Genomic DNA, 17,444 nt, shown 5'->3' on the forward strand with positions numbered 1-17,444 from the left:
TGGCATGATCGTTGGAGCGGCAGGATGGCTGGTGGTCGCATCGGTGCAGGCTGGTGGAATTCTCGCCCAGCGAGGCGGACGGGCGACCGCGTTGGTGCCGATGGGGCTGTTCGGCTGGGGTCTGTGCCTGCTGCTCATGCCGCTGATGGCTCCGGCGCTACCGCTATTGATCGCAGGGCTGATGATGGGACTGCCGGTTGGTGTGCTCCTGTCGCTTCCGAGCGAGGTACTACGGCCTGAGAGCCGTAGTGTCGGCATGGGCGTGTTTCAGACCTGTAACTTTGCAATCTTCGCGGCTCTACCCGCCCTCGCCGGACACCTGCAGGACCTGATTGGCAGTCCGACCACGCCTTTCTATGTCGCGACGGCTTCGACCATAGCCATGGTGCTCGGGTACGGCTTATTCCGCGCCGTGCAGGTGCATCAAAGATCGTAACCCTGCCGCCAAATTCTGTTGAGTTTGGTATGATCCGCGCTGAAGCCTGCAGAATGTGGAGGCAGACCGTTTTTGTATGGGTACGGTCCCTCCGCAGGTCGGCAGCGTGTTAGCCTTGGCGTCGGTCGGATCCGAGCCGCCATCGGCCCGCCCGTTCGGCGCTGGGGATTGAGACGAACGGCAAACCGCCTCTGACCTCCGGCGGTGGTCGAACGCGTTTGACCACTCTGGATTTTTGCAAAACAAAGAATAGGGAGAAGCTCCATGGAAAAGGTAGCAAAATGCATGTGCGGCCAGTTCCGCTCCGTCGTGAACGGAGAACTGAGATCTGTGGCCATGTGCCATTGCCTGGCGTTCAAGCGACGTTCCGGCTCCGCCTTTGCCTACAATGCCTTCTACCAGACGTCGGACGTTCGCCTGGAAAGGACCTACAAGATCCACCAAGGCGAAGGTCAACAACGCCACGAAATCGAGCGGCACTTCTGCCCGGAATTCGGCACGACCGTGTACTCCAGGACCGCGAAGTTTCCCGGGATCTGCAACATTCCCGCCAGCGCCCTCGCAGACCCGACCTTCCCAACGCCTCTGGTCTCGCTCTTCGAAGAGTCGAACCACGCATGGTTCGTCCCGCCACCCGGTATTGAACATTGCGTGCGGGGCCCCGCTCCAGGCGCCGTACGCCCCGACGCCGACCAGTGCCGGGACGCCAACACATGATCGCCGGGGACAGATCGATGCGCATCGCAATCGTCGCCCCGGGTGGGGTCGGAGGCTATTTCGGCGGGATGCTGGCCATGGCCGGCGAAGATGTCGTCGCCCTGGCCCGAGGCGCCCATCTGGCTGCCATCCAACACTCGGGGCTGAGGGTCGAGGGGCCGCGCGGCGACGACACCCTCCGTATGGACGCGAGCGATGATGCCCGGGCGCTCGGCGTCGCTGACATCGTGCTCTTCGCCGTGAAGCTCTACCAGGCGGAGGATGCGGCACGCGCCGCGGCACCGTTGTTCGGCCCGAGGACGCTTGGCATCTCGTTGCTGAACGGCATCACGGGACCCGACACCATTGCGACGGCGTTGCCGGGCGCGATCATCCTGCCGGGCTGCGCATATGTTTCCGCGGTGATCTCGGCACCGGGGCACATCCGCTACACTGGTGCGATGTCGTCTATCATCTTTGGCTCCCCGGTCGAGGATGAGGCAGCCCGCGCCAAGTCCGTCGACTTCGCCGAGCGTTGCCGACGTGCGGGGTTCGCCGCCGAAGTTACGGATGATGCCAGAAGTGCACTGTGGACGAAGCTGATAGGCCTAGCGACCAACGCCGCGATGACCACAGCCGCGCGGCTGCCGGCCGGTCCGCTCTACTCCGATCCTGAGATTCTCGAGGTTGTCGCCGCGCTCATCGCCGAGGCGACGGCCGTTGCCCGTGCCGATGGCGCGACGCTGCCGGACGACATCGAGGAAATCTGGCTGACGCGGCTCAAGGGCTTTCCGCCCGGCATGTACGCGTCGACCTACCACGACATTGCCAAGGGCGGTCCGCTCGAGGTGGACGGCTTCTCGGGCCACATCGTCCGCGAGGGTCGCCGCCTGAGCGTTCCAACGCCGCATCATGCCGCGCTCTACGCCGTGCTGAAGCCGCACCGTGGGGGCAGACCGCCGCTCGAGTAGAACAAGATCCGTCACCACCGATCGCAATACTTTTCGCGATCCCGCGCTGGTATTCTGTAACCGGCCGGTTTGGGCTCCGCCTAACGGCTTCCTGCACTGGTGCGGCCGAGGAAACAAGGAGACTGTCCATGTCCGTGGTCCTGCATGGCCCAGCCTACAGCAACTACGCTCGCAGCGTGCGCCTCGTGCTCGAGGAGAAGGGTGTTCCCTACACGCTGAACGAGGTGCACCTTCTGAGCGGCGAGGGCCAGAAGCCTGAGCATTTGAAACGCCATCCCTGGGGCAAGGCCCCGGCCTTCGAGCATGACGGCTTTGCCCTGTTCGAGACCTTCGCCATCGCCCGCTACGTAGATGAGGCGTTCCCAGGACCGCGACTGCAGCCTGAGGATGTCCGAGCTCGCGCGCGCATGACACAGGTATGCGGCGTACTCGACAGCTACGCCTACCAGCCGTTGGTGATGAAGATCTTCTGGCAGAACGCTATCGTGCCGATGCAGGGGGGCGTGCCCGATCCGGCTGTGATCGCTGAGGCATTGCCCCAGGCCGAGCGGGCGCTTGCGGCCGTCGAAAGCCTGGCGGGCGGCGGTTGTGTAGAGGGTTTCCTTTGCGGGGACGCATTCAGCCTCGCCGACTGCCACCTTGCGCCGATGCTGGAGTATTTTGCCATGACCGAGGAGGGGCGAGTGGCGCTCGCGCGCCGCCCGCGTCTCTCCGCTTGGTGGGAGCGGACCCGCGGCCGATCAAGCGTCACGAGAACGCGTCCGACCCTGAGGTAGGCCCGCGATTGACCTGGTGAACACTGCCAGGCATGCTGGGAAAGGAGGCGGAGAGGGCGCGCTGTTGCGCGGGCGCCTTTTCGCTGTGTGGATGTCCATTCGGTGAAGAACGTCACGGCACCCGCCGCTTCGTGACCCCCACGGACAGCGTTGCCGCTCCGAGATCGAACGTCGCCGCGGAGATGTTCCGAGCCATCACCTGCACTGTGTTGTTCGACCACACCGCGGCGCCGATCTCGATGAACCGAGTCGACGACACCAGCGACACCTCTGCCAGGTCTTCCGCCCGCGCCCCATTCACCTTGACATCGAGCAGCGAGGTCGCCCCCGGCGCCAGGCTCGGCAGATCCCAGGACACCTCCGCCGCGAGCTCCCGCCGCCTCGAGCCGAAAAGCGCGCCCGTCAAAAGCGGCGTGCCATAGAGCACCGCCGGGGCCGCCACCGACAGACCGAACAGCCGCAGCGCCTCAAGGTCGATTTGACCGTCGAAGCCCACGATCTCGACCTGCGCAAACGCCACCCTGCGCCGACCCGGATCGATTGCCGACGGTTCAGCGAGGCATCGGCCATCACCGCGCCAGCATGCGAGCCCTTCGCCGGGCTGTTCCACTGCATGGTGGTGCCGGAGGCCAGCACCTCCTGCGGTTGGTCCTCGCGCATGTACTCCTGATCTGTTTTGACCGAATCAACAAAGGTCAACCCTCAAGGGTCGGCGAAGTGGCAAGCGACAGCGCGACCGTCGCCATTGTCCTGCAGCAGCGGCTCCTCCCTGCTGCAGATCGCCTGGACCTGCGGGCAGCGGGTGTGGAAGCGGCAACCGGATGGCGGCGCGACAGGGCTGGGCACGTCGCCCGACAGCACGATGCGCTGCCGCGCGGCACCTGGGCGCGGCACCGGCACCGAAGACAGCAAGGCTCGCGTATAGGGGTGCCGTGGCGTCGCGAACAGGCTGCGCTTTGGCGCCACCTCCACCATCTGGCCGAGATACATCACCGCGACGCGGTCCGAGATGTGCCGCACCACGGACAGGTCGTGCGCTACGAACAAATAGGCTAGGCCCATCTCCCGCTGCAGGTCCTTCAGCAGGTTGATGATCTGAGCCTGCACCGAGACATCGAGCGCCGAGACCGGTTCGTCGCACACCACCAGGCGCGGGCGCAGCGCGAGCGACCGCGCGATGGCGATGCGCTGCCGTTGCCCGCCGGAGAATTCATGCGGGAAACGCGAGGCATGGCCGGCGGCGAGGCCAACGCGATCGAGCAGGTCCCGCACCCGGCGTGCCTGGTCAGTCGCTTGCATGCCGGCAACCTGCATCGGTTCGCGCAGGATCTCCTCCACCCTCATGCGCGGGTTGAGCGAGCCGTAGGGGTCCTGCGCGATGATCTGGAATTGCGGCCGCAGCGGGCGCAGGCGGCGCTGGCGCAGCGTCGCGATGTCGGTTCCGTCGAACAGGATGCGCCCAGCGGTCGGGTCCAGCAGGCGCACCAGCAAGCGGCCGGTGGTGGATTTTCCGCAGCCGCTTTCGCCAACCAGCCCCAGGGTCTCGCCCTTGGCGATGTCGAAGCTTACCCCATCCACCGCGCGCACCGCACCGGCCGGGCGCAGGCCGAGGAAGCCCTTGCGCTGCGCGAAATGCTTGGTCAGCCCCTGCACGCGCAGCAGCGGCGAGTCGGTTGTCGCGCTCATGGCCGGGCACCGGCTGGAAGCTGCGTCACTGCGCCGGGCGCCGGCACGCGATAGCCGGTGTGGGCGATGCAGGCGGCGCCGTGATCGCCGGGGAAGGGAATTAGTGGCGGATCCACCGCCACGCATTCCGCCTGCGCCTGCGGGCAGCGCGGGGCGAAGCGGCAGCCATCCGGCATGGCATGCGGGCTGGGCACCGTGCCCTCGATCGCGCGCAGGCGCTCGACATCCTCATCCATCGGCGGAATGCTGGCGAGGAGCCCTTCGGCATAGGGGTGCAGCGGCTGGCGGAACAGCGTCGCGACATCCGCCTGTTCGACGATGCGGCCGGCATACATGACGACGGCGCGCTGGGCGAATTCGGCGACCAGGCCCAGATCATGCGTGATCAGCATGACCGCGGTACTAAATTCCTGTTGCAACCCCGCAAGCAGTTCCAGGATCTGCGCCTGCACAGTGACATCGAGCGCCGTCGTCGGTTCATCCGCGATCAGCAGCTTGGGCTGACAGGACAGCGCCATGGCGATCATCACCCTCTGCCGCATGCCGCCCGACATCTCATGCGGATAGCTGCCGAGTCGTGCCCGCGCCATCGGGATGCCCACCGTGTCCAGCAGTTCTGCCGCGCGGTCCAGCGCGGCGCGGCGGGACAGGTCGCGATGCCGCATCAAGGGTTCCGCGATCTGGTCCCCCACAGTGAAGACTGGGTTAAGGCTGGTCATCGGTTCCTGGAAAACCATGCCGACCTCGCCACCGCGCACATCGCGGATATCGCGATCCGACAGTTTCAGCAGGTCGCGCCCGCCGAGGTGGATCGAACCCGACAGGATGCGCGCGCCGCGACCCGCGAGGCGCAGGATCGACAGCGCCGTGACGCTTTTGCCGCAGCCGGATTCACCGACGATGCCGAGCGTCTCACCCGCCGCCACATCGAAACTGACACCATCGACGGCGACGACACGGCCGCGTGCGGTATCGAAGGCGATGCGCAGGTCGCGGACCGACAACAGCGGCTCAGCGGTGTTCATGCTCAGGTCGGGTCCGTGAAGGGAAAGATCCGGTCGGTCGGGACATGTCGATAGGGCAGGGTTGAGAGCTCCGCGGGGCCCCAATCGGGTGTATCGACGATCAGGATCTCCTCGGCCAGCGGCTCATAGACCGCACGGAAATGCGTCTTCGAGCGCAGCACGATGATGCCGAAATCGGTAGCCTTCATGCCGAACTGGATGAAGCAGTCCTCGTCGATCGCGGTGGTCTGCGCGGTGGTCACGGAGATCATCAGGTCGCCGGATTCGATTACCGCGGTCGGGCCGAGTTCCACCGGATTGCCGTGCCGCATTGGCCCGGTGGTGCGGTACGGCTTTTCGCCTGCGAAGATAACGCGCCCCTTGATCCGCACCGGCCCGCCGGCGCCGTCCGAGGAATGGCCGCCGATGTCGAGGCTCACCGTCGCACCCTGTCCGGCCTGCACCGCCGCCGCGGCGGCCGCCGGATCCCAGACGAAGGGGACGGCGACGCGGATGCCGTTGGTGCGACCCATCAGGGCGCGCAGCACATGCGTCGAATCATTCATCCGGTCGGCGTGTTCCAGCAGTACGATGGGCTTCTTCGCGTTGCGCGCGTGGTCGAGCGCATGGGCGATGCCGTCCTCCAGCCCCTTCACCAGTTCACGATGCACCAGGGCGTGCCGTTCGGCGTAAATCCTGTCGCAGAGCTTGCGCGCCGCATCGTTTGCGCTGGCCTGGCCGGCACCCGACACCGCAAGCACCGAAAAGCCGCAATTGGGCACATCCGCATAGGAGAAGCCGGCGAAGACGGAGATGTCGAGATAATGCGGCGCCTCCTTCGACATGCGGATGGATTCAGCCACGATATCGGAAAGCGGCGGCAGGCTGGTGGCGCTGAAGATGCTCGGCACCATCACGCCCGGCTTGAACAGCGCGCAGGATGGGCGGAGTTCGCCGCGCAGCATGCGGATCATGCAGTCGGCGGCACGCTCCCCGGTCTCGCCCATGTCCACATGCGGGGAGAAGCGATAGCCGAAGACGGCATCCGCCATCTCCAGCAGGGAGGCATCGATATTGGCGTGGTAATCGAGCGCCACCACCAGCGGCACCTTGCGGCCGATCACCGCGCGCACGCGTTCCGTCAATTCGCGGTCGGGGTCGAGGCGCGTCGGCGTTGCCATAGCGCCGTGCAGGTTGAGCAGCACGCCATCGAGCGGCTCCACCGCTTTGAGGCCGGCACAGATCCGGTCCGAATAATGCACGAAGGCTTCATCCGAGGCAGGTCCGGCCGCACCGCCCTCGGCGCGCAGGATCGGCACCAGTTCGGCGCCCTCCCGCTCGCACACCGCGATGAAGCCGCCAGGGACGGTGTTGGTGCCGCGGTAGCGGGTGAGCATGCCGGCGCCCGAGGATTCGGTGCGCTTGAAATCCTCGATCGTGGTCTCGATCGGCAGGAAGCTGACGGATTCCAGGCTCAACCCGGCTATGGCGATGCGCATGCGGTTCGTCCTCACTTCTTCTTGACGTCGGATGCGGTCAGGTCGCGCGGGTCGAGCATGTCCCGCAGCGAATCGCCGACCATGTTGAAGGCAAGCACCGCGAGGGTGAGCGCGATGCCGGGCAGGATGGCCAGATGCGGCGATTCCAGGATGTCGGCCACGCCATCCCGGATCAGATTGCCCCAGGATGGATGCGGCGCCTGCACGCCGAGGCCGAGGAAGGACAGGCTCGCTTCCTCCCGGATCGCACCGGCGATCGAAAGCGTGCCCATGATGATGAGCGGACCGATGATGTTCGGCAGGATGTGGCGGCGCAGGATATGCAGGTCCGATGCACCGAAGGACCGCGCCTGGGATACGAATTCCAGATTGCGCACCACCATGGTGGAACTGCGCGCCAGGCGGACGAAGATCGGCACGTGGGAAATGCCGATCGCCAGCACCAGCACGCCGGTGGACGCCCCGAGCAGGGCCACGACCATCAGCGCCAGCAACAGCGAAGGCAGCGCCAGCATGATGTCGACGACCCATCCCACCACGCGGTCCACCCATCCGAGGTGGTAGCCGGCCAGCATGCCGACCGGCACGCCGAGGCCGATGGCGACCAGCACCGACAGCACGCCGACGAGCAGCGCGGGACGCGAGCCGTGGATAATGCGACTGAGCAGATCGCGGCCGAAATCATCGGTGCCGAGCCAGAAATGCGCACTCGGGCCCTCGCTTGCGCGAACGATGTGCTGCGCCGTCGGTTCATAGGGCGAGATCCACGGCGCCAGCAGCGCGGTCAGCGCGAAGATCGCGATGAACAGGCAGCCGAGGGCCGCACCCGGATCGCTGCGCAGCGTTCGCAGGATCGCCTGGCCGATGCCGACTGGCGGGTCCGCCGCACCGGCAACGGTGGCGATCGGAAGGGCTGCCGCGTCACTCATACTTCACCCGCGGGTCGAACAGCGCGTAGCTGAGGTCCACCAGAAGGTTGACCGTGGTGATGATGAAGGCGAACACCATCAGGCCGGACTGGATCAGCGTGTAGTCGCGTTGCGCGATGGCGCCGACCAGCAGCTTGCCGAGCCCCGGCCGGTTGAACACTGTCTCCGTCAGCACGGCGCCGCCCAGGATGGTGCCGGTGTAGAGCCCCATCGCCGTCACCACCGGGATCATTATGTTGCGCAGCACATGCTTGAAATGCACCGTCCGGTCCGGCAGCCCCTTGGCAAAGGCCGTCCGGACCCAGTCCTGGCCCAGCGCCTCCAGCATGGCGGATCGGGTGAGGCGGGTGATGTAGGCCGCTTGGATCAGGCCGAGGCTGAGTGATGGCAGGATCAGCTTCTGCACATGTTCCTGCCAACTGCCACCGCGGATCGAGTGGATGATCGGTGTCCAGCCGAGCCATACGGAAAAGATCAGAAGCAGCACGATGCCGAGATAGAAGGCCGGGAACGAAAAACCGACCAGCGCGAAGATCCGGCCGAAATAATCCACCAGCCCACCACGACGTACCGCCGTCCAGACGCCTAGCGGAACGCCGATCAGCGCACCGACCGCGAGCGAGGTGAAGGCCAGGGTGAAGGTGAAGGGGAAGACCGACCAGATCTGCTCGGCGATCGGCTCGTTGGTGATCAGCGACCGGCCGAGATCGCCATGCAGCACGCCGGTGAAGAACTCGACATATTGCTCGGTCAACGGACGATCGAGGCCCGACCTGGCGCGGAAGGCATCGAGCGCCTCCTGCGAGGCCTGGTCGCCGAGCACCACCTCGGCCGGGTCTGCCGGCACCACGCGCATGGCGAGGAACACGACCGTCGCCACCGCCCACATGATGATGACGGCTGAGACCAGCCGCTTCGCCGAATACGCCCACATGCGGTGAGTCCCCCTCCTCCTTCAGCCGCTAGGCGAGGAGGCGCGTGCGCGGCGAGACCGTGTAGAAGGACCAGCTCTTCTGCTCATGGCCCAGATCCAGCTTCGGCGAACGCGCCATGGCGTAGGATCGTGTGAACAGCGGGATAGCCACCGATTCTTCCATGATCTTGCGCTGCACCGTTATCCAGAGCTGCTTCTGCTTCTCTGCATCCGTCTCGAAGCGGGCCGCCTCGATCTCCGCATCGGCACCGGAGAAGTGGGAGAAGTTCGTGATGGCCGTCGGGCGTCCGACCGTGGCGCCGGAGTGGTAGAACTGGTCGAAGTAGAGCCGCCCGGTCAGCGGGTAGCGATAGGCGCCATAGATCACGACAGGCGCCACGTTCTCGCGGATCAGGCGGTGATAGGTCGGGTGATCCACCACGCGCAGGTCCAAATTGACGCCGACCTTCTTCCACTGCTCCTGCAGCACCTGCATCGGCGGCAGGTAGATGGAGTTGTTGCTGACCGGCGTGTTCAAGGTGATGCCACTGCCAAGTCCGGCCTCGCCCAGCAGCGCCCGCGCGCGGTCCTGGTCGAAGGCGTAGCGCGGCACCTCGCCGGTGTGGCCGACATAGCCGGATGGTAGCGGGCTGAATTCCGGCTTCGACACGTCGCGGCCGAGAAAGGCCAGCAATTCATCGCGGTTGGTGGCGTGGGCGATGGCGCGGCGCACGCGGATATCATTGAACGGCGCCATGCTGGTGTTGAAGTGCAGTGTGAACATGTTGGCGGGCGCCGTCAGGTCCACCTCCATGCGCGCGCGCCGCATGCGGTCCACAACATCCTGGCGGGCCGCAATCTCGATCGCGTGCAATTCGCCACCGCGCAGCGCAAGCTCCCGCGTGCTCGCATCCGACATGAATTGCACCACGATGCGCTCGACCGCGGGCTTGCCGCCCCAATAGGCGTCGTGACGTTGCAGCGTGAAGCTCTCGCGAGACCGGTATTCCGTTGCCTGGAACGGGCCGGTACCGACCGGACGTGTCCGCAGGTCCACGCCGCTTTCCAGCGCGCGCTTGCAGACGATGAAGCCGGCGGCGTAGTCGACCAGCAGGCCGGTGAAGTTGGCGTCCGGGTTTTTCAACACGATCCGCACGGTATGCGAATCCAGCGCCTCCACCGCCTCGATATCGGCAAGCGTGTTGCGGAACGGAGATCCGGCCTCGCGGCCCCGCACGCGGTCCAGCGAGAACACCACGTCATCCGCGCTGAACAATCCATGCCCGTGATGCCACTGCACGCCGCGGCGCAGATGGAAGGTCCAGGTCTTGCGGTCGTCCGAGGACGCCCAGCGCTCCGCCAGGCCAGGGCGCAGGTCCTCGCCACTGATTGCGCCGTCGGGAAACAGCAGAAGCCCCTCATACACCGAGCGCGTCACCGGCTGTTCGCCGACACCGATCGAAAAATGTGGGTCCACCGAGCGGATGTCGTCGACTCCAACCGCGAATCGCAGCACCTGGGACGATGCGAGCCGCGGCTGCTGCGCCAGGGCACTGTGGATGTTGAAACCCGTGGCGCCGCCAAGCGCCAGCGCGCCACCGGTGGCGAGCAACCCTCTCCTGTTCATGCGATCATCCTCCTGTTTGAGTTCATGCGGCGGGTCCGCTCCGGGCTGGAGATGACATCCGCTTCGCCACCCGGTTTGTGCTTCGCGCGACACGCCCTGGCGCCGGCGCCGGGCCGCTGCTGTAGGCGCTGCGCGCGCGGAGACGCGCCTCCTTCTGCTCCAGCGCCGAAACTGCGGCCTGGCCGGCGCTGATGAAGACGCCGATAACCAGCGCCTGGACCAGCGCCGTGGCGGCGACGATGGATTGCAGGAAGGCCGGGCTGCCATTCGCCGCGAGCAGCGTGACGGTGGCGGCGCGGGCGAGTGGGGAAAATTCCGTGTCCGTCAGGGCCAGGATGCTTGCGCCTGCCTCCCGCGCCGTCTCGACGGTGGTGATCGTCTCGGCGGAATAGGGCTCGAAGCTCACCGCCAGCAGCACGTCGCTGGGGCCGATGTCGAGGAGCTCCGGGCCGAAGCTGCCGGCGCGGTCTTCCAGCAGCACGGCATTGGTGCGGAACAGGCTGTAGGCATAGTGAAAGCAGCAGGCGACCGGGTAGCAGCTTCTCCGCGCCACGATCAGCACGCGCCGCGCCTCGGCCAGCAGCGGCATTGCTTCCTGCAGCCTTGCGGCATTCTGCGGGCACAGCGTGTGTTCCAGATTCTGCCGGTCGGCGGCTAGCAGGTCCGCGGCCAGGAGGTCCGTCGCCAGGCCGCCACCCTCGCTGGCGGTTCCGCGTGCCTGCAAGGCCCGGGCGCGCTGTGCGAAATGGTTGCCCGGCGTGCTCTCGCGCACACGGTCGCGGCAGATGCTGCGAAGACTGTTGTAATCCCCGAGCCCCAGGCGCCGCGCCAGCCGCAGCATGGTGACCGGCGCCACCCCGGCCTGCTGCGCGATCCGTCGCATGGAATGCATGGCGACCTCCGCCGGATGATCGGCGACGAAGCGTGCGGCACTGCGGAGTTGCCCGCTGAGGGCGTCGAAAACGCCGTCGATCCGGCCTTCGAGCGTCGTGTCGAGCATCCCTGATGCCACCCCTGTCACGTGCCTGGTTCAAGCCTAGGCGGAAATCCGAAATCTGTGCAACGTTTGGTTCTTCCGCTTTACAAATGGCGCAATTGAATCGCCGGCGTCGCTGCCGGCTCCAGGGACAAGGATCCAGGCGACATGGCCGCAGACCCCCGCACCACCGCGCTTGCCGATGCGGTGGCCGCCCAGCGTGACCTGGCGAGCGGCTTCTTCGACGAACTCCGCGCCGGCACGAGCGATGGCCCGGGCGTGACGCGTGCGGCCTATGGCGAAGGTGAGGCCTTCGCGCATGACCTGCTGGTGCGGCACGCCGCGGCGCTGGGGCTGGAGGTTTCGCGTGATGCCGCGCTGAACACCTACCTCACCTGGCCGGGCCGCGATCGCGCGCTGCCGGCGCTGATGGTAGGCTCGCACCTGGATTCGGTGCCGCAGGGCGGCAATTTCGATGGCGCCGCGGGGGTGGTGGCAGGCCTCGCCGCCATCGCCGCGCTGAAGCGCCTGCCCGGCGCCCAGCCGGCCTGCGACATCATCCTGATGGCGATCCGCGCGGAGGAAAGCATCTGGTTCCAGGTTTCCTACATCGGCAGCCGCGCGGCGCTCGGCACGCTGCCGCCCTCTGCCTTGCAGGCATGCCGCACCGATACCGGTCGCACGCTGGCCGAGCATATCACGCAGCTCGGCGGCCGGCCGGCGGCGTTGCTGGGGGCCCCGCCCTTCCTGCCGCCCGGCCGGATCGGCGGCTTCATCGAACTGCATATCGAACAGGCGCCGAGCTTGGTGGAGGCGGGCCTGCCGGTTGCCGTCGGCACCGGCATTCCGGGCAATTTCCGTTATCCGGCGGCGCGCATCCAGGGCGAACAGGGCCATGTCGGACTGCCGCGGCGCTTCCGCCGGGATGCCGCGCTCGCGGCCGCCGAATTCGCGGTCGGGCTGGATCGCATCTGGCAGCAATACGATGCGGACGGCATCCCGATGGCCTGCACCATCGGCCGCTTCCATACCGATGCGCGGCACCATGGGCTGACCATCGTCCCGGGCAGCTTCGACTTCAGCCTCGACATACGCGCCTATGACGAGGCGACGCTGGCGCGGTTGGAAGACAGCATGAAGACCCTGGTGACGGAGGTGGAGGCGCATCGGGGCGTAAGCTTTGAGCTGGGCGCAAGGACCTCGGCGCCGGTCGGGCCCGTCGATCCGGTAATCCGCGCGTCGCTGGAGGGCGCTGCACAAGCGCTCGGCCTGCCATGGCGACCGCTGGAAAGCCCGGCCTCGCATGATGCGGCAGCCTTCGCGGCGGCCGGCATCACGATGGGCCTGATCTTCGTGCGCAACGCCAATGGCAGCCACAATCCCGCCGAAGCCATGGAAATTGACGATTTGCTGGCCGGGACCGCGATCCTGGCACACTGGCTCCGCGACGCTGCCGGCATGTGTTCCGTATCCGGCGCATAGCGACAGAGTTCGAACAGGATCAAGAAATTTAACACGGTCGATGTTGAGCCGCTACGTGCAGAACGCGCTTGGCTTTGCTCGAGTTCGGAGCGATGCGTTCGTCACGCCCCGACCGGTTCATCCCGGCGGGGCGCCTGGTGGTAGGGCCCGATCCTCGGGGCCCGATGCCGGAGACCACCACCATGACGCTGTCCGACACCCAGTCCCAAATCCTGCGCCAGGCCGCCGAGCACGAAGCGAGGCTGGCCCCGCTGCCGAAGATCCCCGCAGCAGCGCGCAACGCCGTCTTCCACAGCATGCTGAAGGGCGGCCTTCTCACCGAGGTGCCGGCGCCAGCGGAGCATGTCGGGCTTGCATGGCGCCAGGACGAGGCGAGCGTGTGGATCGCGCTTCGCATCACCGACAAGGGCCTGGCCTCCATCGGTCTTGATCCCGCCGCCGCGGTGTCGCCGGTACTGCCTTCCGGCGACACCCACGCGACCGCCGCCTCCGACAGCCCGCCTCTGAGCCCGGCGGCGACCTCCGCACTCCAGGATGCGCCCGCTGGTCGGCTCACCCTGCGCGTCGCCGCTACCGCCGTGGTCACCGCCTGGGAAGCCTCCCAGCCGCTCGATGCCGACCTGGCCTCCCTGCGCGCAATCCTAGCCGGCCGGCCGGCGCGCGTTCCCCGAGCAGCCGACACCCCCCGCAAGCCGCGCGAGGGCACGAAGCAGGCGGCGGTGCTGGTGCTGCTGCGCCGATCCGAGGGCGCCACAGTGGCGCAGGTGGTGGAAGCCACAGGCTGGGCGCCGCACACGGTCCGCGGGTTCTTCGCCGGCCTGCGGACCCGCCATGGCATCGAAGTAAAGGTTCTGGAGCGCGTGCGTCAGGTCGGCCCGAACAAGACCGACGGCCGCGGCAGCTACAGCGTCTACCAGATCGCCGCGGTGTCGGCCTGATGCGGGCGCAGCACAGCGCCTCGCGCCTGGCGGTCGGCCTCTACCGGGTCTCGACCGCCGAGCAGGGGCAGAGCGGGCTGGGCCTTGAGGCGCAGCAGGCCAGCGTGCGGGCCTTCGTGGTGGGGCAGGGGTGGACGCTGGTGGCCGAGTTCTCCGACATCGCGAGCGGCAAGGACGACCGCCGGCCGGGCTTCCAGGCGGCGCTGGCGCGGTGCCGGCAGCTTGGGGCGGTGCTCGTCGCGGCGCGGCTCGACCGCATCACCCGTCGCGCGCACACGCTGTCGCAGCTGCTTGAGGACGGCACGGCGATCCGGGCTGCCGACATGCCGGGCGCGGATGAGCTGATGCTGCGCATCTACGCGGCGATGGCGCAGAAGGAGCGGGAGCTGATCAGCGAGCGTACCAGGGCGGCGCTGGCGGCGGCAAAGGCCCGAGGGCGGGTGCTGGGCGGCGACCGGGGCTACCGGCCAGCAAATGGCCCCGACAGCGGCGCCGCGGCCCATGCGCGCCGAGAGGCAGCGGACCAGGCGGCGAATCGGCTGGTGCTCGAGGTGGAGCACCTGCGCGCCGAGGGTGTCATGGGGCGGGCGGCGTTGGCGCGGGCGCTGAATGAGCAGGGCGTGCCGACGCCCCAAGGCACAGGAGCTTGGACGCATACGACCATCGCGCGGGTAGTGGCACGAGCTATTCCATGAGGCACGCTAGCCTAAGGCCGGCAGCGACGCGATCTTCCCGGGCAAATGGGGGCCGACGGATCTTGGGTTGGACGATCCGCTGCCGGTGAAATCTCGTTGGTCCTGCTGGGAGCAGCGTGTCAGCTTTCCGCTCGTTGAGGAGAGGAATGTGTCCATGCGCCTGTACCGCCGTCTCGTCCTTGCCACTCCTGGCCTGCTGCTGGCACCGGCCGCTGGCGCGCAGGACTTTCCGCAGCGCCCCGTTCGCATCATTGTGCCCTTCGCCGCGGGGACTTCCTCCGACATCCAGGGTCGCCTGCTCGCCGAACGGATGGCGGCGCGCCTCGGCCAGCCGGTGATTGTCGAGAACCGGGCCGGTGCGGGCGGCACGGTGGGCGCCGACTTTGTAGCTAGGGCGGCCCCTGATGGGCATACCCTTCTGCTCGGCTCGAACGGGCCGCTGACGAACGCCTCGGTGCTGCAGGCGCGGCTCTCCTATGATCCAGCGGCGGACTTTGCGCCGATCTCCATGATCAGCCGCAGCCCGGTGACGCTAACAGTGCGCGCCGACAGTCCCTGGCGCAGCGTAGCTGACCTGCTGCAGGCGGCCCGGGCGCGGCCGGGCTACGTGGCCATCGGCTCCTCGGGCCAGGGAAGCGCCACCCATTTTCTGATCGAGCAGGTCATGTCTGCCGCCGATGTGCGCCTGACCCATGTGCCTTATCGGGGGTCCAGCCAATCGGTTCCGGATGTGCTTTCGGGGGCTATTCCAGTGGTGATGGCCGAGATCTCGACGGTGCTGCCCACTTGGCGCGACGGCATGTCACGCATTTTGGCGATGTCGTCGGCGGGGCGGATGCTCATCGCACCGGAGGTTCCGACGCTGATCGAGAATGGGCTGAACCTGACGGGCGGGTCCTGGGCCGGGCTGGTGGCGCCGGCCGGCACGCCCACGCCCGTGCTGGCCGCCCTGGGCGTGGCGGTCCGTGCAGGGCTCGCGGATCCTGACTACCGTGCCCGGCAGGCAGAACTCGGCGCAGAGATCGCCGCGGAGAGTGAGCAGCAGCCAGAGGGTTTCGCCGCTTGGCTGACGCGGGAGCGCGCGCTGATAGCAGAAACGGCTCGGCGCGCGGGCATCAAGCCCGCAGGTTGAGCGGCGGCCACGCATCAAGGAGGGCGCCTCAGCGCCGCCCGCTGACTGTTTCCAAGGGCGGCGGGCTGTAGGGCAACCCCACCTGACGGACGGCCGAAGGCGGAGCTATCGTGCCGCACCCCATTTGGAGGCCGCCCCATGGAAGAGGATTACAGGATCATCCACTCACCGCAGGAGCAGCGGGTCACGCAGGGCAACATCAGCGTTGAGGTCCTGATCTATCGCGGCAAGGAAGACACGGGCTGGATCCTCGAAGTCGTCGATCACCTCGGCGGTTCGACGGTCTGGGACGATCAGTTCGCCACTGACAAGGCCGCCCTCGAGGAGGCGCTCTCGACAATTGAGTCAGAGGGGATTGCCAGCTTCGCTGCAGCGCAAGGGCGCACAATGCACTGACGCGCGCGGCGGCTCAGGGTGCTGGCAACTCGGGGCGGTGCTGGTGGCGGCGCGGCTCGACCGGATCACACGGCGGGCCCACACGCTGTCGCAGCTGCTGGAGGATGGGGTGTCGATCCGCGCGGCTGACATGCCGGGCGATGACGAGCTCATGCCGCGGATCTACGCGGCGATGGCGCAGAAGGAGCGGGAGCTCATCAGCGAACGCATCCGGGCAGCTCTGGCGGCCGCTAAAACACGTGGGGCGGTGCTGGGCGGCGACCGGGGCTACAGGCCTGCAGTGGAGCCCGACAGTGGCGCCGCGGCCCATGCGCGCCGAAAGGCCGCGACCCAGGCAGCGCATCGGCTGGTGCTGGAGGTGGAGCACCTACGCGCCCTGGGTGTCGCTGGCCAGGCGGCGTTGGCGCGGGCGCTGAATAAGCGGGGCGTTCCGGCGCCCCAGGGCACAGGAGCTTGGACGCATACGACCGTCGCGTGGGTAATGGCACGACCTATCGCATGAGCGCGCCAGCATAACGCCGGCACCGGCGCGCTATTTTGGTGAGCGCCTGAGCGGCTTGGCACCGTCCAGCCCATCCAGGGGATCATCGTCTGACGGCGGAACAGCCGAAATCCCGCCGCCGCGCGCGTTGAACTCCGCAATCAGGCGCACCGCCTGTTCCTCAGTCGGCTTGCCGCCCGCCGCCCTGGCACGGGCCGTTTGAGCCGCTATGGCCTACGACTGACGAAGGCGCTCCCGATGTGCATCTGCTTGCGCCGAGGCTACTGGCGCAGCATTGCCCGTCTCGGCGCTCGAGGGCTTCTGGCCGCTGTCGCTGGAGGCGCCATTGCATTTCATTCAGTCCCAGTATCAGCTTCCTGACGTCGCATCTACCAGCCAGACCGTCGCTTGGCCGCCTGCACCAATTCTTCAGCGCCGATCAACGATAGGTGCCGACGCCTCGAGTAAGCGGGACCTGGACCCGCACGATGCTGGCGGAGCCCTACCCATGCAGGTGAGGGGCAAGGCCGCGCGAAGCAACAGCGCCCTCTGCCTGAGCACGCTACATGCACAGGCTAGCTCGCGCCGATAGTTCCGTCGCTTGCTGTCGCGCCGCATGCACGATGCGGGTCGGCAGCCCGACTTCGCGCACCGCTGCAACAAGTTCGTAGGACGTGAACGGCTTCGCCACGACGCAATCCCGCGCGCTGAGCGGCCGGCCAACAAGGCTTTCCGGGTTGCCTGTCGCATAAACGACCGGCAGTCCAGGAAGCCGCCGTCGGCAGGCATGGGCGACTGCCACGCCGT

18 protein-coding genes and 1 pseudogene are annotated in these 17,444 nt (G+C 67.2%); 10 read left to right on the forward strand and 9 right to left on the reverse strand.

Features of this window, described 5'->3' with window-relative positions:
• The 4 genes from ACFHPP_RS27925 to ACFHPP_RS27940 form a co-directional block, all read left to right on the forward strand.
• Positions 1-436 (forward strand): hypothetical protein (locus ACFHPP_RS27925; RefSeq protein WP_437166518.1); only part of this gene is annotated, 436 nt, incomplete at its 5' end.
• Positions 437-700: 264 nt separating this feature from the next.
• Positions 701-1,153, forward strand: a complete 453-nt coding sequence (locus ACFHPP_RS27930; RefSeq protein ID WP_437166519.1) for a GFA family protein — start codon at positions 701-703, stop codon at positions 1,151-1,153.
• Between the two features lie 17 nt (positions 1,154-1,170).
• Positions 1,171-2,103: a ketopantoate reductase family protein gene (locus tag ACFHPP_RS27935; protein WP_437166520.1), complete on the forward strand. Its 933-nt coding sequence runs from the start codon at positions 1,171-1,173 to the stop codon at positions 2,101-2,103.
• A 128-nt stretch (positions 2,104-2,231) separates the two neighbouring features.
• The gene (locus ACFHPP_RS27940) at positions 2,232-2,879 is read left to right on the forward strand and encodes a glutathione S-transferase family protein (protein ID WP_437166521.1); all 648 of its coding nucleotides are present in this window, start codon (positions 2,232-2,234) and stop codon (positions 2,877-2,879) included.
• A 112-nt stretch (positions 2,880-2,991) separates the two neighbouring features.
• On the opposite strand, the gene ACFHPP_RS27945 is transcribed toward ACFHPP_RS27940, so the two are convergent.
• The 8 genes from ACFHPP_RS27945 to ACFHPP_RS27980 all read right to left on the reverse strand — a co-directional run bounded on the left by ACFHPP_RS27945 (position 2,992) and on the right by ACFHPP_RS27980 (position 11,537).
• Entirely contained in the window at positions 2,992-3,399 is a 408-nt protein-coding gene (locus tag ACFHPP_RS27945) for a hypothetical protein (protein WP_437166522.1), read from the reverse strand.
• Between the two features lie 182 nt (positions 3,400-3,581).
• Positions 3,582-4,565 carry an ABC transporter ATP-binding protein gene (locus ACFHPP_RS27950; protein ID WP_437166523.1) on the reverse strand — a complete coding sequence of 328 codons (984 nt, stop codon included), beginning with the start codon at positions 4,563-4,565 and terminating at the stop codon, positions 3,582-3,584.
• Positions 4,562-5,590, reverse strand: a complete 1,029-nt coding sequence (locus ACFHPP_RS27955; RefSeq protein ID WP_437166524.1) for an ABC transporter ATP-binding protein — start codon at positions 5,588-5,590, stop codon at positions 4,562-4,564. Before ACFHPP_RS27955 ends, ACFHPP_RS27950 begins: the two co-directional genes overlap by 4 nt.
• A gap of 2 nt (positions 5,591-5,592) precedes the next feature.
• Positions 5,593-7,068, reverse strand: a complete 1,476-nt coding sequence (locus ACFHPP_RS27960) for a M81 family metallopeptidase (RefSeq protein ID WP_437166525.1) — start codon at positions 7,066-7,068, stop codon at positions 5,593-5,595.
• Between the two features lie 11 nt (positions 7,069-7,079).
• Complete coding sequence (locus ACFHPP_RS27965) at positions 7,080-7,997, reverse strand: ABC transporter permease (RefSeq protein WP_437166526.1); 918 nt, start codon at positions 7,995-7,997, stop codon at positions 7,080-7,082.
• The gene (locus tag ACFHPP_RS27970) at positions 7,990-8,931 is read right to left on the reverse strand and encodes an ABC transporter permease (protein WP_437166527.1); all 942 of its coding nucleotides are present in this window, start codon (positions 8,929-8,931) and stop codon (positions 7,990-7,992) included. The genes ACFHPP_RS27965 and ACFHPP_RS27970 overlap by 8 nt, the downstream gene beginning before the upstream one ends.
• 28 nt (positions 8,932-8,959) lie before the next feature.
• Positions 8,960-10,537, reverse strand: coding sequence for an ABC transporter substrate-binding protein (locus ACFHPP_RS27975; RefSeq protein WP_437166528.1), 1,578 nt, complete (start codon positions 10,535-10,537; stop codon positions 8,960-8,962).
• Positions 10,538-10,559: 22 nt separating this feature from the next.
• Positions 10,560-11,537, reverse strand: a complete 978-nt coding sequence (locus ACFHPP_RS27980; RefSeq protein ID WP_437166529.1) for a MurR/RpiR family transcriptional regulator — start codon at positions 11,535-11,537, stop codon at positions 10,560-10,562.
• A gap of 144 nt (positions 11,538-11,681) precedes the next feature.
• On the opposite strand from ACFHPP_RS27980, the gene ACFHPP_RS27985 reads away from it, so the two are divergent.
• From ACFHPP_RS27985 to ACFHPP_RS28010, 6 genes are all read left to right on the forward strand, one after another.
• Positions 11,682-12,995, forward strand: coding sequence for a hydantoinase/carbamoylase family amidase (locus tag ACFHPP_RS27985; protein ID WP_437166530.1), 1,314 nt, complete (start codon positions 11,682-11,684; stop codon positions 12,993-12,995).
• 182 nt (positions 12,996-13,177) lie between these two features.
• Positions 13,178-13,933: a DUF3489 domain-containing protein gene (locus ACFHPP_RS27990; RefSeq protein WP_437166531.1), complete on the forward strand. Its 756-nt coding sequence runs from the start codon at positions 13,178-13,180 to the stop codon at positions 13,931-13,933.
• Positions 13,933-14,628: a recombinase family protein gene (locus ACFHPP_RS27995; RefSeq protein WP_437166532.1), complete on the forward strand. Its 696-nt coding sequence runs from the start codon at positions 13,933-13,935 to the stop codon at positions 14,626-14,628. The genes ACFHPP_RS27990 and ACFHPP_RS27995 overlap by 1 nt, the downstream gene beginning before the upstream one ends.
• A gap of 67 nt (positions 14,629-14,695) precedes the next feature.
• Complete coding sequence (locus ACFHPP_RS28000) at positions 14,696-15,760, forward strand: Bug family tripartite tricarboxylate transporter substrate binding protein (RefSeq protein WP_437166533.1); 1,065 nt, start codon at positions 14,696-14,698, stop codon at positions 15,758-15,760.
• A gap of 138 nt (positions 15,761-15,898) precedes the next feature.
• Entirely contained in the window at positions 15,899-16,156 is a 258-nt protein-coding gene (locus ACFHPP_RS28005) for a hypothetical protein (protein WP_437166534.1), read from the forward strand.
• 37 nt (positions 16,157-16,193) lie between these two features.
• The gene (locus tag ACFHPP_RS28010) at positions 16,194-16,658 is read left to right on the forward strand and encodes a recombinase family protein (protein ID WP_437166535.1); all 465 of its coding nucleotides are present in this window, start codon (positions 16,194-16,196) and stop codon (positions 16,656-16,658) included.
• Between the two features lie 541 nt (positions 16,659-17,199).
• Here the strand turns inward: ACFHPP_RS28010 and ACFHPP_RS28015 are convergent.
• Positions 17,200-17,444: pseudogene (locus ACFHPP_RS28015) on the reverse strand (hypothetical protein); the annotation flags it as partial.

Source organism: Falsiroseomonas sp. E2-1-a20 (assembly GCF_051433195.1).
GTDB lineage: Bacteria > Pseudomonadota > Alphaproteobacteria > Acetobacterales > Acetobacteraceae > Falsiroseomonas.